Source organism: Pseudomonas sp. p1(2021b), assembly GCF_020151015.1.
In the GTDB taxonomy this organism is placed as follows: domain Bacteria; phylum Pseudomonadota; class Gammaproteobacteria; order Pseudomonadales; family Pseudomonadaceae; genus Aquipseudomonas; species Aquipseudomonas putida_K.
Genome location: NZ_CP083746.1, coordinates 1405465 through 1422074 on the forward strand (window position 1 = coordinate 1405465; position 16610 = coordinate 1422074).

At 60.3% G+C, this 16610-nt stretch carries 10 protein-coding genes; 4 read left to right on the forward strand and 6 right to left on the reverse strand.

Features of this window, described 5'->3' with window-relative positions; all coding sequences use genetic code 11:
* Positions 1 to 19 precede the first annotated feature (19 nt).
* The 3 genes from K8374_RS06595 to K8374_RS06605 are packed head-to-tail and all read left to right on the forward strand — an operon-like array spanning position 20 to position 6487.
* Positions 20 to 2479, forward strand: coding sequence for a hypothetical protein (locus K8374_RS06595; protein ID WP_224458378.1), 2460 nt, complete (start codon positions 20 to 22; stop codon positions 2477 to 2479).
* 2 nt (positions 2480 to 2481) lie between these two features.
* On the forward strand, positions 2482 to 4716 hold the full coding sequence (locus K8374_RS06600; RefSeq protein ID WP_224458379.1) for a hypothetical protein: 2235 nt from the start codon (positions 2482 to 2484) through the stop codon (positions 4714 to 4716).
* 46 nt (positions 4717 to 4762) lie between these two features.
* The gene (locus tag K8374_RS06605; RefSeq protein WP_224458380.1) at positions 4763 to 6487 is read left to right on the forward strand and encodes a hypothetical protein; all 1725 of its coding nucleotides are present in this window, start codon (positions 4763 to 4765) and stop codon (positions 6485 to 6487) included.
* 66 nt (positions 6488 to 6553) lie between these two features.
* Here the strand turns inward: K8374_RS06605 and K8374_RS06610 are convergent, their stop codons facing one another.
* Together K8374_RS06610 and K8374_RS06615 are read right to left on the reverse strand one after the other, a co-directional pair.
* Entirely contained in the window at positions 6554 to 6964 is a 411-nt protein-coding gene (locus K8374_RS06610) for a PA2817 family protein (RefSeq protein WP_224458381.1), read from the reverse strand.
* Positions 6965 to 7118: 154 nt separating this feature from the next.
* Positions 7119 to 9566 (reverse strand): acyl-CoA dehydrogenase, encoded by a 2448-nt coding sequence (locus tag K8374_RS06615; protein ID WP_224458382.1) that lies wholly within the window; start codon positions 9564 to 9566, stop codon positions 7119 to 7121.
* A 206-nt stretch (positions 9567 to 9772) separates the two neighbouring features.
* On the opposite strand from K8374_RS06615, the gene K8374_RS06620 reads away from it, so the two are divergent.
* Entirely contained in the window at positions 9773 to 11521 is a 1749-nt protein-coding gene (locus K8374_RS06620) for a hypothetical protein (protein WP_224458383.1), read from the forward strand.
* Between the two features lie 53 nt (positions 11522 to 11574).
* Here the strand turns inward: K8374_RS06620 and K8374_RS06625 are convergent, their stop codons facing one another.
* From K8374_RS06625 to K8374_RS06640, 4 genes are all read right to left on the reverse strand, one after another.
* Positions 11575 to 12624 carry a fimbrial protein gene (locus K8374_RS06625; RefSeq protein WP_224458384.1) on the reverse strand — a complete coding sequence of 350 codons (1050 nt, stop codon included), beginning with the start codon at positions 12622 to 12624 and terminating at the stop codon, positions 11575 to 11577.
* A gap of 55 nt (positions 12625 to 12679) precedes the next feature.
* Positions 12680 to 15175: a fimbria/pilus outer membrane usher protein gene (locus tag K8374_RS06630; RefSeq protein WP_224458385.1), complete on the reverse strand. Its 2496-nt coding sequence runs from the start codon at positions 15173 to 15175 to the stop codon at positions 12680 to 12682.
* 33 nt (positions 15176 to 15208) lie between these two features.
* Entirely contained in the window at positions 15209 to 15808 is a 600-nt protein-coding gene (locus tag K8374_RS06635) for a molecular chaperone (RefSeq protein WP_263498523.1), read from the reverse strand.
* Between the two features lie 186 nt (positions 15809 to 15994).
* Complete coding sequence (locus K8374_RS06640) at positions 15995 to 16549, reverse strand: fimbrial protein (RefSeq protein WP_224458387.1); 555 nt, start codon at positions 16547 to 16549, stop codon at positions 15995 to 15997.
* Positions 16550 to 16610: the final 61 nt, after the last annotated feature.

The following is a 16610-nucleotide window of genomic DNA, read 5'->3' on the forward strand; positions in this document are numbered from 1 at the left end:
CGTCTATCAAGGGGGGAACATGTCGGCCTATTCCGAAGAAGAATTGGTGCAGTGGCTAAAAGAAGAAAGCAAGATGTTCGATTGGGGCATGATCGCGGTCATGGATCGCGCCAAGGCCAATCGCCTGCTGATTCAGGAATATATCAGGCATTTCCAGGACGGCTCTTATCTTGCGCCGCAGTCAGGTGAAGTCACGACTGGCGGCTCATGGCGGAACACGATCGAGAATGCGCTGCTGGATGTGCCGCGGCTGTCCTTTGAAAACGCCAACCTGCAGAACGCCAAGGCGCGCCTGCACATGGCAATGGTCAGCGGTAACCGCGTACGTCTGGAGAAACAAACAAACTGGGAAGTGCGCCGTATAGATCAGTATGGCCCCCAACAACGCCCGGAATTGGACATGGACCTTGAACTGTCCAATGTGCCAGGCAATGTCGGAGAAGATGGAAGCATTTACCTCGACCTCAAGGACTGTTCGGCTTTTTCGTTCGGCTTTGCAGGGTCGTCCGATGAACAGACTGACATGGGGGCGTTCTTCAAGAACAAGTTCGAAGCGCTGGATGACGAAAAGCGTATCTATCGTCTGGGCCGCATCGAGCAAGGGGATAACGAATTATTGCGCCCAGATCGTTTCCTTCTGCGCACCCAAGCGCGTGACCCGCAGGCCAAGGACGGTGATGGCGCGGTGATCAGTTTCATCCGCATGGAAGGCGACCAGGATGGCTCGCTTCCCACGTCGAGCGACACGTTCAGGTATTTGATTCCCAAGGATGCCGATAAAGACTATTCCGCTGCAGTGGCGGTGGTGGGCGAGCGTATCGCGTTGGTGCAATTGACTCAGTCGTTGCAAAAGAGCATTGAAGGCGCGCGCTTCGAAAATAGATATGAGGACATCGGCACCAGGCGGGTGGTCGTGGGGGCGGATCTTACACAGGGTCAACTGAGCATTCCGGGTGTAGGGGAGCGCGTCATAGAGTTCGAAGATGCGCTCGAAGGCATGAGTGCGACGTATAAAACTGGCGACATCGTTTGCGACCTCAGCGATAACTTGGAAATACGCCTTCTTCCAGGCGGGAAAGGGATAGTCGTCAAGGGCGGGCTGAACGGGAGCGTACCGTTTAGATTCAAAGGTATCGATATCGGGGACTGGGATGACCAGCAGAAGCCGATCGCCACGCTTCTCATCAACGCGATGGTCGGTCACTTGTTCGCGATCGAAAAACTGCCTTATGAATACGCGTTCGAAGCGACCTATATCCTGGACGATGTGCGGGGTGAGCTGCAGAATGTGGCGTTCGATATCACTGCTCTTCGCGAGCCGACACTCCCTCCTGTGAGGAGGCCGCCTGGAGAGTGGGATGACCCTGAGTTCCCCGGGTTTGAAGACATCCAAAAGCTCATTGCCTATTTGCTTCTGGGCCTTGCGGGCATGGTTGCGAAAATGGTCGCGGAGGTCCAAGAGGTCGTCGCTGGCCCGGACCTGAGTTTAGGGGCGAATATCGAAGATGCACTGAATAAGAGTTTTGCTGTTTCCGCGTCGATAGATGACCTGATCGATAAGACGATCAAGTTGAATTTCAATAACGCGATCCTCCGCGACAAGACTCGAATTCCCCGAGATGTCGTCGCCTTCGGCAAGGTCAACCCCACGCTCACCCGTTTCGTTGTCGACGATCTGGAGCCGGTACTCGCCGCCGGGCAGAAGAAAACGTTCCGGACCGTCCCCGCCAGATCTGACGTGGTCTGGAGCGTCGAGCCAGAGGGCTGCGGGAACATCGACCCGAAAACGGGGGAATATACCGCGCCTGTTGTCGACGATATCGACGGCTCGTTCATTCGTGCGCGTGTGATCGCCAGGGCGAAAGACGCCGAGAGCTCGGCATTGGTCACCGTGGTACGGCATGGCCTGATGTTGAACCCCTTGGTGGTGACGACGTGGCTAGGTAGCGAGGTCGAGTTGCAAGCCGGTGCGCTGGGAGCGGTGGGTAACTTGGAATGGCGTATCGAAAATGCCGACCCCCACGGTTCATTCAAAACCCCGGGCGCATCGACGGCGAACATGACGTATGTCGCACACCCGCAGGGCGAGTATCCACCGAAAGCTTTTTACATCGATGAAGTGTCGGTGCATGAGCCAGACACCGGAGAAAGGCGCACGATGCTCATTATTATCAAGGACAACAACGGCCCGGCCTTGACAGTGAGCACCACGATCGATGCCGACTCACCTTCGCTCACGCTAAAAGCAATTGAATATATCGACGATGTCACGGAATACACGGATTGGGTCATCCGGCAGGGACCGGGGAAACTCGAAGACAACCGCTATATCGCTGATGAGACGTCCAGTGAACCGTTCGCGGTCATCACGGCGGCCTACATAGACGGCAGGAGAACCTATGAAGGGCTCGTTATCGTACCGCTGCCACTGTCCAAGAATAATCGGGCACTCGCTGCCCTTTGCAAGGAGGCTTGCTGAATATGATGTATACCATAAACCCCGAACTGATCGAATGGATGAGCAATCATGGCCTGCATGGCTATGATGGCTTGACGACACTCTCGGAAGGGCAACTCAATGCCACACTGGCGGAACAACATCGGCGGCGCTTGAGCCGCGAAAAAGTGCTGACGAATATCACCGGTACACTGCCCATCAAAGATACCAATACTACGTATTCTCTGGCGGGCTACCAGATGTCGGCGCCTGCCTTGGAGCTGTCCAGCCTCAACAAGTTCGGCATCACCAGCCAGTTGGATAGCGGCCTGTTGGTCGAGCACACCTCATCCTCGCCGGTATCGATCAGGGCTGTATCGCAACACGACGCGCTGGACCCAATGGAACAGACGTGTGATTTGCCGCTTCTACCTACGCTTGCACATTCACTGTTGGAGCTGGACGTGGCCAACGGCGAGCGCATGCTTCTTGGCCTGGGGGACGGTCCGGTGCTGCGTCAGCACGGCGGTAAGTTCATCCAGCAATACATGCAGGACCACGCGGAGCGCAACGAGCCCTACGTGCTGGCAAGCCTGGGGCGGGACGCGGACAACGCGCTGGCTATCAAGCAGATCGACCTGCGGACACAAGAGGATGCCGAGACGGGACACCGCGATCTGCTGCTATGGGCCGCGACCCAGCAGGGGAAGGTCGGCAAGCTTCCGTCGGATGTGCATGTTCCCGGGCTCGACCCTGCCGTGAACACGGTCCTGGCCAGCGCTCGCCTGGTGCATCGTGTCAGCTATGGCCGAGGCCTGACCGGTCTGCTGGAGGGCGGTACGTTCGAAGAGCAGCGCGATAGCGAGAACATGCTGGTCGGCCTGCGCGCCACTGCGGGCTCTTTGACCGTTCCGGCCTCTCGCTATACCAGTACCGGGTACTCCTTCGAATGTGATGCCTTCACGGTTCCGGCGAGAGATGGCCTCTCGGTTACTTTTGAAGCAGATGAAGTCAACCAGGCCTGGAAATCGCAGTGTACCGTCGCCTTGCGCTACAAACCCCTGGGTGGTAAGGAAACCGAGGAGTGCCAGGCTACGTTCGACCTCGACCTGGGCCATCGTTTCACTTTGCTCAAGGCCCCCGAGCAACAAAAGGGCGTTCTGCAGGGGCAGTTGTACTCGCCTTGGGAGCGCGATGCGCAAGTGGTTGCAACCCGCGGCTTGCCGCAGCTCTCCGATGACGAGCGTGCCCAGATCGAAGAGTTCATCGCCCATGTGGTCAAGCGTGCGATCGTCACTGGCCTGTCGAAGAATCTGGCAGCCGATGCGCCGGAGCGCTGGCTGGCGAATACGCAAGTGGGGCTGGACACGGACGTGTTCCTGCGCGCCGCCGATGTGGCGGGCAAGACAGACGTCGCCATGATCACCACGCCGACGGAATTCACCATCGAGCCCAGCACGGCGGTTGTGCTGGCGGGCGAATCCTGTGAGCTGCGCATCGTCCCGCCTCGAGAGAATGTCCGTTGGTACGTCGAACGCCTGCCTGTCAGCGCTGAAGATGCTGGAGCGATGTATCCGGAGGACGGCCCAACAAGCACCTATTGGGCTGCGTTGCCCGACGCCTTGAAGGGCAAGCCGAGCAAAGTGCTGGTGATCGCTGCCGATGTATCGAGCAATACCGTGCTGGCTTCTGCCTTGGTGACCACTGTTTCTCGGGTCGTTACCGTGAACCCCATGATCCATGCCTGTGACGGGGGGGATGAACTCCTCTTGACCGCCGGTTCGCTGGGGGGAGGTGAGCTGGACTGGAAGATCCTCGACCCCGTGGAGAGCAAGAGCGGTTCGCTGACGCCTGAAGAGGGTGGTAAGCGTTGCCGCTATGAAGCGAAAGCAGTGGAGGGCACAACCTATTTCATTGAGCGGATCCAGGTCGAGGATAGGAAAACCAAGGATCGTTGTACGGTCCATGTATTGGTTTTGCCCTCTTCCAAAAGCAACGTAGTGGTGCAGCTCAAGGCGCCACCTGGGGAGGACGGTAGTTTCGAGTTGGTCGGCGAGCGGTACGGAGCTGAGCTGGAAGAGGCGCAGTGGTGGTTGCCGATCGATGGCCAAGGCCGTTTCGTCGATGGACGCTATGTACCGCCTGAAGCCAACGAGGCGGGGTTCGTCTTGATATTCGTGAAAGGTCTCGATGGGAGCAGGACCGTCGAGGGTCATTTGATCCTGCCCTGGCCGTTGACCGATTTTCCGGAGCTTATCGAAAAGCTGACAGCGCGATGAACGCGTGCTCGTTCATTGCTGATTCCCATCCATGGAGGTTCGGAAAATGTCCGGCAACTCTCTCGAGCGTGTGCTCGAAACAATGAAAGAAATCAACGTGACCCTGGGGTGGGGCGCGTTGGTGGTTTACAGCCGCGGCTGCTTGAACGCGCTGATCGAGCGACACTACGTGGAGCGCTTGGGCCAGTGGAATTGCCTGCCGCGCTTCGATGCGACGATCGAACGGGAAGACGGGGGCCTGACCCACGCGCAGGCAATCGAATTCGGCGTGCCGACGTTGTCTTTCGCCAGCGCCACGACCGGTGACAACCGCGTACAGGTGAGCCTGCCGATCTTGTCGGGGGCCTACAGGCACGAGTCGCTGCGCGCTGACGACAAGTTGCACTATTTCCTCATCAACGAAGCCATGGGCTTTACCTTGGACGTCGATGTGGCGCTGGACGTGGCTGTCATTGCCGGACACCACGTGCTCAGGCTGGACTTGCGCAACGCGCTCGATGCGCGTTGCAACCTGGGCCTGGGGGCCGTTTACGACGAGCGCCTGGCGTTTGAACTGCTGCGCTGGCTGGGCAACCTGGAAGTGTTCCAGAGCCAATTCGCCCTGGTTGAAATCGATAGCCAGGGTGAGGATGGCTGGACGCCAACCGAAGTACGGCTCTATACCCAGGCCGCGCCAGCTGCACAGGCCTCTGGTCATGGCGACGGCGCGTTGCTGATGTTCCTCAAGGTCAAGGGCAGGGGGCGAGAGGGGCTGGCGCCGACACCCAGTTTTCCCTACCTGCTACCGGACGATGGCAGCGAACGCTGTCCCGTTACCGTAGTGCTGGACCGGAGCCTGGATCATTTGCCGGGTGATGTGTTGGGCAAGTTGTCGTATCAACCGATGCCGTACGCATTCGCCGAGCGAACCAGGCATGAGCCGTTCGATACAGCGGTATTCGGCAGCCTCGTACCGCAAGGGTTGATACTGACCGTGGCCAAGCCTCGTCACACCTTGCAGGTGGGTACTTCCCATCGCTTCGTCTTGCATGACCAGCACGGGACGCCTGTCGAGGCCTCGTACTGGTCAGTGGGCGGCCTGGGAGGCCTGGGCGGGCAACCGGGCGAGTATGGCGAAATCGACCACAAGACGGGCCTTTATCGCGCCATGTCGCTCGAACAGCTCAAGCGGGAGGACCCGGTGATCGTGGTCAACGCCAAGCTGTACCGTGACGATAAGGTCTATAGCGCCTCGTTACGCGTGCGGATTGCCATCGATCTGTTCGTGTTGCAACCGGAAGTGGCGATCGTGGCGCCAACACGATCCATCGATCTGCAATTGGCAGGCCCTGGGCCGGGTTATCGGTGGACCTTGCTCGATGAGCCCCACGGTCGACTGGTGCAGCATAATAGCAAGCAGGCGACGTTCGTACCGGACGCCGTCGTCAGCCGCAAAGGGCTGGCGGTGCAGCAGATTCGTGTCGACAACTACCCGCCTCGCAGGTTTTCGATCGTCATGTCCAATGGGCCCCAGCTGTTGTCCATCCAGTCCGAGGCGTTTCGCAAGCTCGGCTATCGCGAGTCTTTGCACCTGCAGGAACAGGATCCGAGCTTCATGCCGGAGGCCAAGCGGCGTTGGAGCCTGTTTGGCATAGGCGAACTGAGCGAGGATGGGCGTTTTACCGCGCCGCCGAACGGCACGCCGGGGTTTTCCGTGGTGACATGTGAAATCGAACACCAGGGCGTGGTGTTGGCGACCGGTTACAACGTGCTGCAGATCGGCAGGCCGTAGCCCGGCCTGGGCGGTTCTGCCAAGCCACTGACCCGCATCCACACCCAGTGGATGCGGGTTTTTTCGTCAGTGCTTGGGCGTTTGTTCCGGCAGGCTCAGCAATTGTTTTTGCTGGTTCCAGTCGAAAGGCTCCCCGTTCTGCTCGGCCTCGTAGCGCAGGTCTTCGAGTTGCTGGTAGAGGTTCAGCTCCTCGTCAGGCATGAAGTGCAGGCAATCGCCGCCGAAGAACCACAGCAGGTCACGGGGCACCAGGTGTGCGATCTGTGGGTAGCGCTGGATCACCTGGCAAATCAGGTCCTGGCCCAGGTACTGGCTTTCCAGCGGGTCCTGGGGCAACAGGGTGAGCAGTTCGTCGAAGCGCTCGAGGAACAGGGCGTGGCTCTCTTCCGGTACCTGCTCGGCCTCGCCCAGGGCCACCAGTATGGTGCGCAGATGCTGGAGCAGTTGCAGGTGGTATTCCAGGTGCGGGTTGGCCATGGAAAAGTCCTCGGTATGGCTGAAACGGGGGCGGAGTATACGCTGGTTGTTCGGTTTGTGCTTTGGGGGTAGGCCTTGAGAGGGTGGCGTCGGTGAGATCGAGCGCCGCCCGCGCGGCGCTCGATCTCACGGCACCGAGACGATTGCGGCGAACTCAGCGCACTTTGTCCGGTACCGCCTGCAAAGCCTCCTTGTCGAACGCATCCACATCGATGACCCGCCGCCGCGCAGCCTCGGCCTGGTGCAGGCGTTGGCCTTCATCGGCCTGCAACACGCCGGCTCCGACCGCCGCATCGATCGCCGATTGCCCGGGGGCGGGACGTACCCTGCCGTCCTTGATCGCCTCATGCACGGCCTTGTGCAAGGGGGCGCATGCTTCCAGCAGGTCGCAGGCACGTTGCAATGCCGCCACCGGGTCGCCTTCCGCGCTGGGGCGCATGCAGCCGGCCAGCAGCTCTTCGAGTGCCGGGTCGCCTTTGCTGCGGCCGATCAGGGCTGCCACTTCGGCGTCCAGTTCATCGCTCGGGCCGGTATGGCGGCGGCCGAAGGGGAACACCAGCACGCGCAGGGCACAGCCGATGAAGCGGTTGGGGAAGTTGTCGAGCAGCCGGTCCAGGGCATGTTCGGCCTGGCCCAGGCTTTCCTCAAGGGCCCAGCGCAGCAAAGGCTGCATATGCTCGGGCGAGCCCAGCTCGTGGTAGCGCTTGAGCGCCGCCGAGCTCAGGTACAGGTAGCTCAGTACATCACCCAAGCGGGCGCTGAGCCGTTCACGGCGCTTGAGCGCCCCGCCCAGGAGCATCATCGACAGGTCGGCCAGCAAGGCGAAGGCCGCGGCCTGGCGGTTCAGGGCGCGGAAGTACCCTTGGCTCAGCGCATCCCCCGGCACCTTCTCGAAGTGGCCCAGGCCCAGCCCGAGTACCCAGGTGCTGGCAGCGTTGCCTGCGGCGAACAGGATGTGCTTCATCAATAGGTCGTCGAACTCCCGAAGGGCCTGCGCCTGGTCCGGGCGAGCGGCGAGGGCCATTTCGTCGAGCACGAACGGATGGCAACGAATGGCACCCTGGCCGAAGATCATCAGGTTGCGCGAAAGAATGTTGGCCCCTTCCACGGTGATGAAGATCGGTGCGCCCAGCCAATTGCGCGCCAGGTAGTTGTTCGGGCCCATGATGATGCCCTTGCCGCCGTGCACGTCCATGGCGTGCTGGATGCATTCGCGGCCGCGTTCGGTGAGGTGGTACTTGAGGATGGCCGACAGCACCGAGGGTTTCTCGCCCAGGTCCACCGCCAGGGCGGTGAGCAGGCGTGCGCTGTCCATCAGCCAGGCGTTGCCACCGATGCGGGCCAGGGACTCCTGGATGCCTTCGAAGGCCGCCAGCGGCACGTTGAACTGCTCGCGCAGGTTGGCGTACTGCCCAGTCACAAGGCTCGTGTACTTGGCCGCGCCGGTGCCCACCGCCGGCAGCGAGATGGAGCGCCCCACCGACAGGCAGTTCATCAGCATCATCCAGCCCTTGCCGAGCATGGCCTGGCCGCCGATCAGGAAGTCCAGGGGGATGAACACGTCCTTGCCGCTGTTGGGCCCGTTCATGAACGCAGCGCCCAGGGGCAGGTGACGTTTGCCGATCTCAACGCCGGGGAGGTCGGTGGGGATCAGTGCCAGGCTGATGCCCAGGTCTTCTTCTTCGCCAAGCAGATGGTCCGGGTCATGGGCCTTGAACGCCAGGCCGAGCAAGGTCGCCACCGGGCCTAGGGTGATGTAGCGCTTCTCCCAGTTCAGGCGCAGGCCGATGACTTCTTCGCCTTGCCATTGGCCTTTGCACACCACGCCGGTGTCGGGCATGGCGCCCGCGTCGGAGCCTGCCAGGGGGCCTGTGAGGGCGAAGCAGGGGATCTCCTCGCCACGCGCCAGCCGCGGCAGGTAATGGTTGCGTTGCGCCTCGGTGCCGTAGTGCAACAGCAGTTCGGCCGGGCCGAGGGAGTTGGGCACCATCACCGTGGAGGCCAGGTCGCCACTGCGGGTGGCCAGTTTCATGGCCACCTGGGAATGGGCATAGGCCGAGAAGCCTTTGCCGCCGTATTCCTTCGGAATGATCAGGGCGAAGAAACCCTGCTCTTTGATGTAGGCCCAGGCCTGTGGCGGCAGGTCCAGGTCCTGGCCGATCTGCCAGTCACTGACCATCGCGCAGAGGGTCTCGGTGGGGCCATCGATGAAGGCTTGCTCTTCGTCGGAAAGCGCGGGTGCCGGGTAGCCAAGCAAGGTGTTCCAGTCTGGGCGGCCGCTGAACAACTGGCCGTCCCACCACACGGTGCCTGCGTCGATCGCCTCGCGCTCTGTGCGTGACATCGGCGGCAGGGTGCGCTGGAACCAGCGGAACACCGGTTCGGTGAACAGCTTGCGGCGCCAGTCGTGCAGTACCAGGAAGGCGGCTTTGCTGGCCAGCACCAGCCACAGCACGGCCAGCAGCCAGCCTGGGCAGTCGCTCCAGATGCCCATCGCCAGCACGTACAACGCCACGGCCCCGATGATCCGTAGCGGCGCCAGGCGCCTGTGCGTGAGGTACGCCGCGCCGACCACCAGTAGTACCAACCACAACAGCAACATAGATAGTCCTCCATGGAACCTAGGGTTTGAACGAATCCATTCAGCTTAGCCATGAACGGCGGCTTGCCTTGGAAAAGCCCAGGGTCAGGTTTTCCCTGGCAGGGTTGCCAGCTGTCGTGGGCTGCGAGAGGCATGTAGAACAACGGGCTCATTGCGCCGGCTAACGCCCGGCAATCCATACACACCCAGAAAAGGATGCCTTGTGCATGAGTAAAGATTTCGCAGTTCCAGAGATACCCGCGTTGGCCGGGGGAGAGTCGCTTGAGTTGAAGAGCTTGAACGGTAACGACCTGGAAGTGTTGTTCACCTACGACGAGATCGACGAAAGCGACCAGTGCATCATCAACTTTCGCGGGCGCTCTGCCGACGCGCGCAACCTCGTCTACAAACGAGGTGGAAACGTCGGAGAGCTGGACGATCGAGGTTATGCAACGATGTGGATTCCAAACGCCCAATTGGCGGCGTGTTCAGGCGGTTGGGGGTTCGTATCGGTCGATAAGGACGATGGATTCGGCAAGCTGACGGAGTCTGGCCTGGCGTTTTTCTATGTGGACAAGGCGGCGGATACGGTCAGAACGCTGCCACCGGCTCAAGTTATCGGCGGTAATGGCTTGTGTATCGACCTCGATCGCGAGCCGGGTGACGGTATCGTCGTGGCCGGGCCTTATCCGGCCATGGCCGTTGGCGATCGGGTCACGCTCACCTGGCACGGCCAGGATAAGCATGGCGAACCGCTTGGCCCGATCAGCCTGCAGCAGCACGTGAATACCGCCCAGGACATCGGGAAACCGCTTTTCTGGTGTCTGGATGGCAACGAGTTGCACCTGGCCAGCGCGGGGCAAGGGGAGATGAGCTATACGATCGACTACGCCGATTCCACCACTGGCAGCCAGTCCCCAACCCAATCAGTGCGTATTGTCCAGGGTGAGCCTGAAGGGCCGAAGCTGGCGAGGCCGCGCATCGAAGGCCTCACGGGAGACCATGTAGACCCGGATGCGTATCCCGACGGTATCGTTGTCCAGGTCGACGACTATGGCCTGCAGCTGGACGATGAGATCGTGCTGCACGTCTATGGCCGGGTGCCCGTAACCCGCGTGGTGCATGTGGATGTCAGCATCCTGCAGAGCGGCAAGATCAGGTTCGGCCTGGGACATGATTGGCTGCAAGCCAACACCGGCGGGAGGGTTACGCTCGCCTATCAATTCAGCCGGTTGGGGGCTTTGGGGGGTGGCGAACCGTTGCCATTGGTCATCGGTACGGCGCCGGTCTTGCCGACACCCACCGTGGACGGGGTTGAGTCCGAGGGAGACGCAAAGGGCTCGCTGACTCCGGAAACGGCCGTGAACGTGCGTGTTCCTGCGGACGTAGAACCCCGGAAGTTCGAGATGATCGCGGTCAACCGAATGGGAGAGCGGTTCCGCGCCAACGAGACCCTAGGGGGCGGCGGCAAGGTTTTCCAGTTTCCAATGGGCGTGATAGCTGCCAACCTGGGCCAACGTCTCGAGCTTTTCTATTCGTTCGAGCAGGATGATGGAAGCGTCGAATACTCCAAGGCCTACGACCTGGGTATCAGGAACGTTGTGAACCCGAACCACTTCAAGAAGATCGAATGCAAGGCTGCCAAGGAGGGGAAGCTGTCCTTGGGCGCGGTGCCGGAAGAAGGCGTCTTGCTGGAATTGCCGGTGTGGCTGTTCAACAGCGTGGGGCAGCCGGTTCGTATCCAGGCGGTGGGGCACGATGCGGGTGGGGCGATGTTGCCGGTCGAGATCCTGCGAGACGACCAGCCTTTGACGTTCGAGGAGCGCCGGGCTGGCAAAGTGCAGGCCTCTATGGCCAAGCGCTTCGTGCAAAGCCTGAAACTCAATGAAACCTTCCGTATCCGTGCGGCGGTCAGCTTTGATGAAGGACGTTCCTTCAAGACCTTACCGGCGCTGGTACTGACATTGGTGCCTTGAGTTTCCTTTACCGTCAGACTTGGGCCCGGCGTTGGCCGGGCCTTTTCAAGGCGTTATCGATAGCTGATGGTGAACTTCAATGCGCCCTTTGCCGAGCCCGCCTTGATTTTGTCGGGGGGCAGCGTCTGGTAATAGTGGGCCTTGAAGGCGAGGCGAGTGGTGCCTTTGGCCAAGTCGGCCATGTCTTCTTCGATCCCCAGCGGCATCGAGGTTCCGTCGCCTTTGAGAATCTGTATGCCAACGCCTTCGGCGTCGGAATCGGTGGTGAGGCTGAATACCCCATCTGGCGTACCAGGTAGTGGGTTCGACCCGTCGATACCCTCCAGTTTGATGGTGACGCGCGTCGTGTTCGTAGGGTCGCTTTCGCAGTTGGTCAATTCGATCGCGAAATCCGTCGAGGCGGTGGTATGCCCAATGCTCGTGAACTCCGATTTCGGCCAGGTTTTCAGCTGCACATCGGCTGGGTTGGAGGTCTTGGGAATCGTGCAGGGGTTACTGATCACGCGGCTGGTCAACCGGTAGTCCATGAACTGGCCGCCGATGCTTGTGCTGGCTTTGAACAACGGGGTGTTGATGTAGTGCACACCCGGTGCGATGTCGCCAATCTTGACCAGTTGAATCCTGTGGAGCAGTCTCGTGAGCTCCATCTTGGCCGTTCCGGTGTTTCCAAGGGTACCCGTGAACGGGACATAGCTGTTGTCGGTCGGTTTGAAATAGTTGTTTGCTGTCCCGGTAAACGGGTTACCGAGCTGCACGGCGACGCCAATGCCATCTACATTGGTTTTCATTACCCGCACGCCTCCAGGACCGGGGACGGTTGACAGCCCGGTCAGCGTCTCGACGGTCAAGTGTATGAGGTTCTTGTCGTCGTCATTCTCACAGGTGTATTTCGTACCTGTCGCGGGTAGCAGGTTGGCGTTCTGAACGACACCAATTGTTTCGCCGGGACTCAGGTTGGCGTCGACATTGAGGATATCGGGAAGCGTGTATTCATAGCTGAGTTGACCACCTTCCAATTGGCAGTCGCGATCGGCCATGGCAAGTGGGGCGTGCCCGAGCGTCATCAGCAGTGCTGGCAATAACAGGGCGACGGGTCGATTCATTGGATACTCCAGGGCGTGTCAGCAGGTTCAGGCACGGGGGCGAACGTGGGTATCTTCATCCACAGGTCAGGGTCTGCATGCGAAACCCTTGGTTCAGTGGCATGTCGGCCACATCCAGTTCGAGCTGGCACTGGGCGTGCGGGTGCTCGCTCCAGCGCACCTGGACCTGCTGGGTGGTTCGGGTGGTCGGTAGCATGAGCACACCGCCCTGGCCGACGATGCCAAGCGATGCGCCTTGGTCGTCGGATACCTGGGCGCCGAATGGCACGGGCTGGCCTTGGGGGGTGCGCAGGGTCAGTACCAGGCGGTTGACCTTGCGTGCATCGAAGCGGTGCTTGACCACCGCCCCCCGTCGCGGGACCACCTGTGCGATACCGTTGTCGATTTCCACATCCGGGCTCAACTGGTCGGTGTGCAAGACCAGTTGGTTGTTCTTGTAGGGGCTCAGGCTGGGCACCAAGGCGTAGCCGCGTGCGTTGGTACGCGCGTTCGAAGCGTTCTGTACACCCACGCCAGGGGTGTTCGGCACTTCGATCAAGCCAATGGTATCGCCAAGGTTCGGGCCGAACTCGATGCCATCGGCGTGGGCCAGCAGCGATCCGCTGGCATTGAACGACAGGCTGCGATAGTCGGGGGCGACACTGACACCGGCGCCCAGCGAGGCGCTGGTCGTCTGGTAGCCCAGGTTCAGGCCGAGGGCTTGTCGTCGTTGCTCGTCACGGCTGACGCTGGTGTTGTAGCTGAGGCGGTAGTCGTGGTCGCTGCCGCTTACGCTCGCGCGCTGGCGATTGCCGTTGGCGCTGTGCTGGGTGTCGAAATACAGGGTACTGCTGTGGCCGAAGTCCAGGGGCAGGGAAATGCTCAGCCCCACCTGTCGAGCGCTGCCTCGCCTGGAGGTGCGCAGCGACTGCGAGGCATGCAGGCCATAGTTGACCTTGTTGTGGGAGGTATTGAAGGAGAGGCGGAACTGGCGTTCCACGTCCGTGCGCTGCCAGTAGTCCTGCTGGGAAAACGTCAGGTTGAACGAGCTGCGTGTGCCCAGGCGCTGGATAATCGTGGTATCCAGGCGGCTACGACGGCTGCCGGTGAAACGGGGGTCATGGCTGCGCTGGCTGACCCATTCATCGAAGTCGCGGTAGCCTTCGGTCGAGTAGCGATAGCCGGCGAAGCGCAGGTCGGTGCCGGTGCCGAATGTCTTGCTGTATTTCATCGCATAGCTTTGGCCTTGCACATCGGCGGCGCTGTCGAACTGGCTGCTGGCGTGGGTCACGTCGAATGCCAATGCGCCCAGGCTGCCCAGGTCGCGGGCGATGCCGACGGCGTGGGCCAGGTAGCCTTCGCTGACCATCAAGCCACCGTAGAGCGTGGTGTGCCAGGGCGTACCGTAGGCCAGGGTGCCTTGCCAGAGTGTGGGGGTGTCCAGGTCGCCGGCCGGGTTGTAGCGGCCCAACGCTGCCGTGTAGCGCCATGCGCCTGAGCGCAGCAGGTTGTCGATGTTGGCGTAGGGCTGGGTGAAGCGCCGGACTTGGCCATCTTCCTCGGTCAGTACCACTTCCAGTTCACCTGTGCCGCCGACGCTGAGGTCGTCGATGGCGTAGGGGCCGGGGCTTACGTAGGTGGAGTAGATGGGGTAACCGTTCTGCAAAACCTCGAGCTTGGCCCGGGTCTGCGCCACGCCGCTGATGGCGGGGGCGTAGTTGCGCATCGTGCTGGGCAGCATGTCGAGGTCGGTCGCGATGCGGGCACCCAGTATCGGTACGCCACGAAAGACCTCACTACCGGTGAATGTCTCGCCCAGGGTGAAGGTGCCCAAGGTACCGGGCAGGTCGCGCTGGGCATAGGTATAGGCGCGGTCCCAGCTGCGTGCGCCGTCGCTGTCCTGGCGCCAGGCTTGGCTGCTGCGCAGGCGCCAATCGCCGAAGTTGAGGCCACTGTTCAAATACAGGTCATAGTTGCTGGAGCGGCCTTGGGTACGGTTGTCCAACTGCTGGGTCGAAACTTGGTAGTTGACGAAGGCGGCGGTAATGCCGCTGTCCCAGCGTTCGGGGGCGATGTAGCCGATGAGCTCCCGGCGCAGGGCGATTTGTGGGATCGACACGGTCACTCGCAGTGCCGCGCTGTCGAAATCGACCCGGGCACCAGGGACCGCGGTGGCCAGGTCGAGGCACGGCTGTTCTAGCAAGGCTGGGTCGGGCAAGGCGTCCAGGCGCAGGCCCTGTTTTTCCAACAAGGCTGGTGAAAGACAGGGTCGTAGCCGATTGTGTTGTGGGTCCATGGCGAAGTCGAGCTCCAATTGCCCGACCCGCGTATGGTTGACCTGCAGTTCCACCAGATAGCGGCCTGGGCCGAGTTCATGCTCATTGGCCAAGGCTTGGAGCGCGGCAGCCGCAGCATCGCCATTCAAGCCGGGCTGGTGGAAAAATCCTGACTGGAACTCGACAGGTAGCGGCTCGAGCAGGTTGGCCAGTGCTGCGCCGCTTGGCACGCCGATGAGCAGCAGGCAAAAACAGCGCAGCCGCGAGTGCGCACGGCTTTGATGCGAGAGGGTCATGATACGGTCACTCTTTGCTGGATGCCGTCGGGCTCAGGGCGCCTTGTGCACGGGCAAGGTCAACGGAGCGCTGTTGCTGCCGTAATCGTTGATGATCGACAACACGACCTTCAGGTCTTTGGCCAGTACGCCAGCAGGTAGGGGAAAACTGTGCTCGCTCATGGGCGACAGCATGTCGACGCCGGGCACGGGGGACTGTTGTTTGGCACTGTGCAGATCCAGCCGGCTGAAGGTGTAGTGAAACGGCGTGGGGTTATGTATGTGCAAGTGCCGTTGGCCGTTCACCGGTTTGATGGAAAAACGCAGTGTCTTCAGGAGTTCTGTCGGGTTAGCGGTCAACTGGCTGGGGCGATAGAACAGCTTGATGCGAGTGCGTAACGCGATATTAAGCACATTACGTTCGCCCGGTCGGGCTTCAGGAATTTCCTGCACGTTGAAAAAGAACAGTGATTCTCGATCAGTGGGTAAGTCATTGGGCAGAGCAGCCACGTTTACGGTTTGCTCTTTTTTTGGATTGAGACGAGACAAGGCCGGTGTCGTGACGAACGGCACGGCGGTCGTTGTGTCGTCGGACTTTGTATTGACCCAGGATTGTGCCGCATAGGTACGCGTGCTTGGATTGGCAATGATCACGGACGTGCTGCGTACATCACTGTGGTAAACGATGCGTGTGGTATCGATGGTGAGTGCTGCGTAAACATTTTGAAAGCAGGTCGCTCCCGCGAATAGGCATACGGCAAGGACTCGTATTGTTGAGTGCATAGGTCAATGTTCTAGACGTTCAAACACCAGGCGCAGGCATGCGTCTGGTGTTCAGGGTTATTTGATTTCTGCGGTGATGCCGACTTCGGAAACGATGGGGCCCGGTTTTACCGTGGCGTGGGTAGCAACGAGCCGTGCCGAGAAGTCAAATGCCTTTTCAGTGTCCGAAATTCTATAATCTGCGGTTGGTATACCCGAAGTAACGGAGGTGCCATTTCGGTCGGTGATTCCTACTGCTATGTTTTCCGCTGCATCGATGGCTTTTTGTATGCCAAACAGATTCCCTGTTGCCCCCTCGACACCATTTTGGGCAGTGAATGTAAATTTGACCGTTTTGCCCCCGCCGGTGAGATCACAGGCACCGGAGTCGTCAATTTTCAGCTGGAAGTTAACAGGCGTTGTCGCATCGCCGATGGCCTTGAAATCTGTGGGACGGATGTTCGAGCCCAGAAATACAGTGCCTGGGGTGGTACTTCCTACTGGCGTTACATCAATCGGGCAGGTGCCGCCGTCTTTAATGCTGCCGATGAAGCGTACTTCGCCGATTCCATCATCGGCGAACGCACTGATGCTGGCCAATCCAAAGGCCAGGGCCATGAATGTTTTTTTCATCTGGTTTACCTAACTATATTGAGTTGTGTTGGTTTCCGCGCGAGCGGTGTTTCGGAATATC

What these genes read in the sequence shown, in the direction of transcription:
- K8374_RS06595 (WP_224458378.1), top strand. Translation starts at nt 20, where the DNA reads ATGTCGGCCTATTCCGAAGAAGAATTGGTGCAGTGGCTAAAAGAAGAA.
- K8374_RS06600 (WP_224458379.1), top strand. Translation starts at nt 2,482, where the DNA reads ATGATGTATACCATAAACCCCGAACTGATCGAATGGATGAGCAATCAT.
- K8374_RS06605 (WP_224458380.1), top strand. Translation starts at nt 4,763, where the DNA reads ATGTCCGGCAACTCTCTCGAGCGTGTGCTCGAAACAATGAAAGAAATC.
- K8374_RS06610 (WP_224458381.1), bottom strand. Translation starts at nt 6,964, where the DNA reads ATGGCCAACCCGCACCTGGAATACCACCTGCAACTGCTCCAGCATCTG.
- K8374_RS06615 (WP_224458382.1), bottom strand. Translation starts at nt 9,566, where the DNA reads ATGTTGCTGTTGTGGTTGGTACTACTGGTGGTCGGCGCGGCGTACCTC.
- K8374_RS06620 (WP_224458383.1), top strand. Translation starts at nt 9,773, where the DNA reads ATGAGTAAAGATTTCGCAGTTCCAGAGATACCCGCGTTGGCCGGGGGA.
- K8374_RS06625 (WP_224458384.1), bottom strand. Translation starts at nt 12,624, where the DNA reads ATGAATCGACCCGTCGCCCTGTTATTGCCAGCACTGCTGATGACGCTC.
- K8374_RS06630 (WP_224458385.1), bottom strand. Translation starts at nt 15,175, where the DNA reads ATGACCCTCTCGCATCAAAGCCGTGCGCACTCGCGGCTGCGCTGTTTT.
- K8374_RS06640 (WP_224458387.1), bottom strand. Translation starts at nt 16,549, where the DNA reads ATGAAAAAAACATTCATGGCCCTGGCCTTTGGATTGGCCAGCATCAGT.